This is a genomic window from Sphingosinicella sp., from assembly GCF_052387495.1.
GTDB lineage: Bacteria > Pseudomonadota > Alphaproteobacteria > Sphingomonadales > Sphingomonadaceae > Allosphingosinicella.
In genome coordinates this window covers 1-4,465 of sequence record NZ_JBQTJC010000150.1, presented here as the reverse complement: position 1 = coordinate 4,465, position 4,465 = coordinate 1, and the positions used below count along the sequence as shown (strand labels likewise).

Genomic DNA, 4,465 nt, shown 5'->3' with positions numbered 1-4,465 from the left:
GGGAGATCACGAGGAATGGGCGATGTTTTTCGGTCGGACATAATTCGGCTTGCAGCATTTACAGAACTGTTTCACGAACGCGTTCGATGGAGTAGTGTCCATGATCGTGGGGTTAGGATAAGGACTTCCATCCCTTCCCCCAATTCACGATGGCTACGTCCATCTTCCGGGAAAATTTCCCCGCAGTGGCGGCACTACAACATGCGGCGGATACGGCCGCCTTCATCATCGGCCTCGATCTTCACGCGAAGACGACGGCGATGGGAACGCCGGTTTCGTCACCCAGAGTTTCACCGGATTAGTCGCCCACATTTTCTTGTAGGGTCTAATTCGCCTTCTTGGTTTCCTTCGCCTTCTCCTTAAGGCGTAGAGATATCTCGACCGTGTCCCTCTCTGTTTCCTTCGTCGGCGCGCCGCGGGCGCGAATCGGTTTTCGGATCGTTTGTCCGTTGAGGAACGGGTCCAGCGTTGCGGAATTCGCCGGAGATGGGAAGGCGAATTACAGTGCAGAGCATGAAGCCCTTGTTGGAAAGGGCGAAATGAAAGTGCCCGAGCGGCTTTAGGACAGCCGCACGGGCGGCCCCAGCGGGAGCAGATCCTCCCTTGGGACAGAACCAGCATAATCTCCCACTCTCGTCGTCGGCCAGAAATTCACGCTTCCCGCCGCGGATGTGTCTGCGCAAGGGTTGCGACCACAACTTCGTACCGCACCGCTGGAACCAGCGTCATTGCCAGGACGCGGAATGCCGTCGCCTGCTCCGCCGATGGCAGGCGGCCAAACGCCAACAACGACGGCGCAACCGGGTCGAAGTGCGCCAGCAGCGGGCAGTCGCCGAGAAACAGCGACGAGCAGCATCGCGCGCGGCAGGTTCTGCACCTCGACCGTCGCGTTCCGCCCTGGAACCGCTCACTCCTGCACGCGCGTGGTCACGCAGAGAGAAGAATTCCGCTCCTTTCTGTGACCGTCCCGGCTGCTATGACTCACCCCGCACCACCCGCCGCTGTCCGTCACGGTACTGCGGGGACACGTGCCGCCACGCCCAACAACGCGTCCATGATCGCGAGCGTAAGTGGTTGCGCCGCAAGACCTCGGTCGGACAATTCAAACGCGAGTTGGAGTACCAGGCGCGTCGTCGGGCGCGCGAGTATCAGCAAGGCCCAGCCGTACCCGTTCCCGCCGCTCCTGACCGAGCCGCGGTCCTCGACTATCGGGAGCGAAGCGAGTCCTCATTATCTTGTCGCGACCCTCAGGAGGTTCCTGCTCATGATCCAGAAACGTCTGCTGGTAACCGACCGCGTCCGCCGCCCGCCTCGTGAAGGATTCTCGTGGGTCGACCGTCGCTTTTTGCGAGAGTACGCCGCCCGGCTGCCGGGTGATGCGATCCTGCTGTACTTCTTTCTCACGGCTGTCAGCGACCAACAGGGATTGTCGTTTTACAGCGATACCTCGATCGCCGTGCGCCTGCGGCTACGGGAGGAACAGGTGGTTCGTGCGCGGGAGGAACTGCTGACGCAGGACCTGATCGCCTATCAGCCCCCGCTGACACAGGTCCTCTCGCTACCGCAACCGCGACGTGTCGAGCGTGGTGGTGTCCACGCCTTGGGAGAACTGTTTCGCCTGGTCGGACAACCGCCACGGAGAGAGTCATGAAGGTCGCGCAATGGGCCGAGATTAGGCGTCTGTCGCAGGTGGAAGGTCTGTCGCAGACAAAGATCGCCAAACGCTTGCGCTGTTGTCATCGCACCGTGAAGGCGGCGCTGGCCTTGGACCGTCCTCCGGACGAGACGAAGCGTGCTCGCCGCAGCAGTCGGCTGGATCCCTACAAGGCCAAAATCGACGCCCTGGTAGCCAAGTATCCAGAACTGACCGGCGTTCGCATCCTGGAAGAGATCCGCAAGGGGCCCGATGGTTACACCGGACGCATCACCGTACTCCGGGAATACCTCGCGCGAACTCGGCCGCGACGTGGGCGCGTCTACCAGGAGGTGCACTACGAACCGGGCCAGGCGATGCAGGTGGATTGGGGGCATTGCGGCCAGATCCGCATCGGCAGCACGCGGCGAAACGTCTCCGTGTTCGTGGCCGTGCTCTGCTACAGCCGCATGATCTACATCGAGTTCTGTCTGTCCCAACGCAAAGTCGAATTCTACCGGGCGCTGGTGCATGCGTTGCTGTTCTTTGGTGGCAGCCCGAAGCAAATCATCTTCGATAACCTGAAGGCCGCAGTCCTGAACGGTTCCGGCCGGCACGCTTGTCTGCACCCAGACTTCCTGGCGGTGTGCGGCCACTTCTACCTGGAACCGATTGCCTGTGCGCGGCGCGACCCGGAATCGAAAGGCATGGTCGAAGCCAGTGTCCGCTACATCAAGCGGAATGCCTTGCAGGGACGAGATGAAGAACTGACTTGCTGGGAAGATTACCGCCGTCTGGCCATTACCTGGCGTGACGAAGTCGCCAACGTACGGTGCCATCACACGACGCGCGAGCGCCCGGTCGATCGCTTCCAGCAGGAGCTGCAACAACTGCGCTCCTTGCCTGCGCTGGCCTTCGATACGGATGAGGTGGTTCCCGCCGTGGTGAGTTCCCATGCCCGAATTCACTTCGATGGTAATCGCTACTCCGTGCCACCCCAACTGATCGACAAGACGGTGATGGTGCGGGCCAACGCGCTAGAACTGTGGGTGATTTCGGAAGGAGTCGAGGTCGCCCGCCATGTGCGCAGCTATGACCGCCACCAACTGATCCGGCTGCCCGATCACCAACTGGAGGCCCTCAAAATGCGTCGTCGCGTATACGCACGGGAAGTCGAGGACACCTTCGACGCACTGGGAGAAGTCGCGCGGTTGTTTCACTTGGAACTCCGCCGTCTACCCGTGAGGACTTCCGTGCACCTGCGGCGGGTGCTGCATCTGGTTCATCTCTATGGGCGGCAGGAGGTCGTCGCAGCGTTGGCCAAAGCTCATGAGTACCGAACGTATGACGCGGCTTACGTGGAGACGATCGTGCTGCAGGAACGCCGACGGCGGGAATTACCTTCTCCGACCCAGGTGCGCCCGCGGCGGATCGAACTGATTGAAGAAACCGACTTGGCAGAATCGGATCCTGCCGCGTACGACCGATTCTGTGAACTGGATGGAGAATCCACCGATGAGTGATCGCCACAAGCAACTGCATGAGCTGCTCGTGCAGAATCTGAACGAGTTGAAACTAACGCAAATTGCTGAGACCTACCGCGAGGTCCTCGACGAAGCCGCCCGCAAGAACAGTTCGATGCTGGAAGTACTCTCGGCGCTGATCGCCGCGGAGATCACCGCCCGAAGGCAGCGGGCCCTGCAACGGCGGATCCGGCAAGCCAAACTACCGAAGCCGAAAACCCTCGCCGAATACAAATTCGAGTTCCCCAAACGAGTTCCCAAGCAGAAAGTCTTGCGGTTATTCGATTGTGAATTCGTGGAACAGCGGCAATGCGCGATCCTGATCGGACCGACCGGAGTCGGGAAAACGCACATCTTGACTGCCTTGGCTTATACCGCCTGTGAGAAAGGACTCTCCGTGCGTTTCACGCGAGTCATCGACATGATTAATACACTGACCACGGCCCAACTGAACGGTACGCTTGAGCGAGCGCTTAAGCATTATGTCCATCCCTCGGTTCTCCTCCTCGACGAGCTGGGATATCTTCCCATCGACAAGCGCGGCGCGGACCTGATGTTCCAAGTCGTCGCAGCCCGTTACGAGTCCGGATCGATCGTGATCACCACGAATCGGCCCTTCCGCGACTGGGGCAAGATCTTCGACGTCGACAACACCCTGGCCACCGCCATGATCGATCGGTTGATGCACCACGGGGAGGCGATCGTGATTCAAGGAGACAGCTATCGTACGAAGGATCAGGAAGAAACAGAGTAGAAAACTCTCCGCCCGTCAGGCATCGGCGCGTCCAGTCTCGGCTCGCCACGGGGTGCGCGGCTAAGGATGCGTGGGAGAGCCCAGCTCGCCCTTCGAAAGTCTCCCTTTCGAAGCTGCTCGCGGAACGACGGTGTGCCTCTCTCCTGGCCCTCGCTCTGGCCAACGTTCTATGGCAAGCGCCCTCTGGGGGGAGCTGCCATTCCCGCTTGGTGCATTCGAGTCGAGCCAGTACCGCAGGCCACCGTCCTCCGCGAGTGGCGACTCTCACGAAACCAACTCTGCCCACCCGCTCGGAATCCCTCGGACTGTCCCGCCCTCGCCTGGCAACAATGCGACTCTGCCGGACCCCGCCGAAAATCACGGTGCCGATCTGGGAAGTTGTCCGCGCCATAGTCACAGGCAAGAGCATCACCCGGCAACTAAACCGATGAAACCGTGGGTGGTAAAGCCGGTGCTCCCAATTCTACTCGAATTGGCGTTGTACGGCCAGAATTGCCCCCCGCCTGCCACCCAAAAATCGTCCCATTTTGGCCTCTCAACCGGGCGCAAGTTCTA

General features: G+C 60.5%; 3 protein-coding genes. All 3 read left to right on the top strand.

Going from position 1 to position 4,465, the window contains the following annotated elements:
- The first annotated feature begins 1,264 nt into the window (after nucleotides 1-1,264).
- From ACT4N8_RS08430 to istB, 3 genes are read left to right on the top strand one after another with little or no spacing between them, the layout of a single operon-like run.
- On the top strand, nucleotides 1,265-1,651 hold the full coding sequence (locus tag ACT4N8_RS08430; RefSeq protein WP_444857689.1) for a hypothetical protein: 387 nt from the start codon (nucleotides 1,265-1,267) through the stop codon (nucleotides 1,649-1,651).
- Nucleotides 1,648-3,156, top strand: coding sequence for an IS21 family transposase (gene istA, locus ACT4N8_RS08425; protein ID WP_444857688.1), 1,509 nt, complete (start codon nucleotides 1,648-1,650; stop codon nucleotides 3,154-3,156). The genes ACT4N8_RS08430 and istA overlap by 4 nt, the downstream gene beginning before the upstream one ends.
- Entirely contained in the window at nucleotides 3,149-3,910 is a 762-nt protein-coding gene (istB, locus tag ACT4N8_RS08420; protein WP_444857687.1) for an IS21-like element helper ATPase IstB, read from the top strand. The genes istA and istB overlap by 8 nt, the downstream gene beginning before the upstream one ends.
- Nucleotides 3,911-4,465 lie beyond the last annotated feature (555 nt).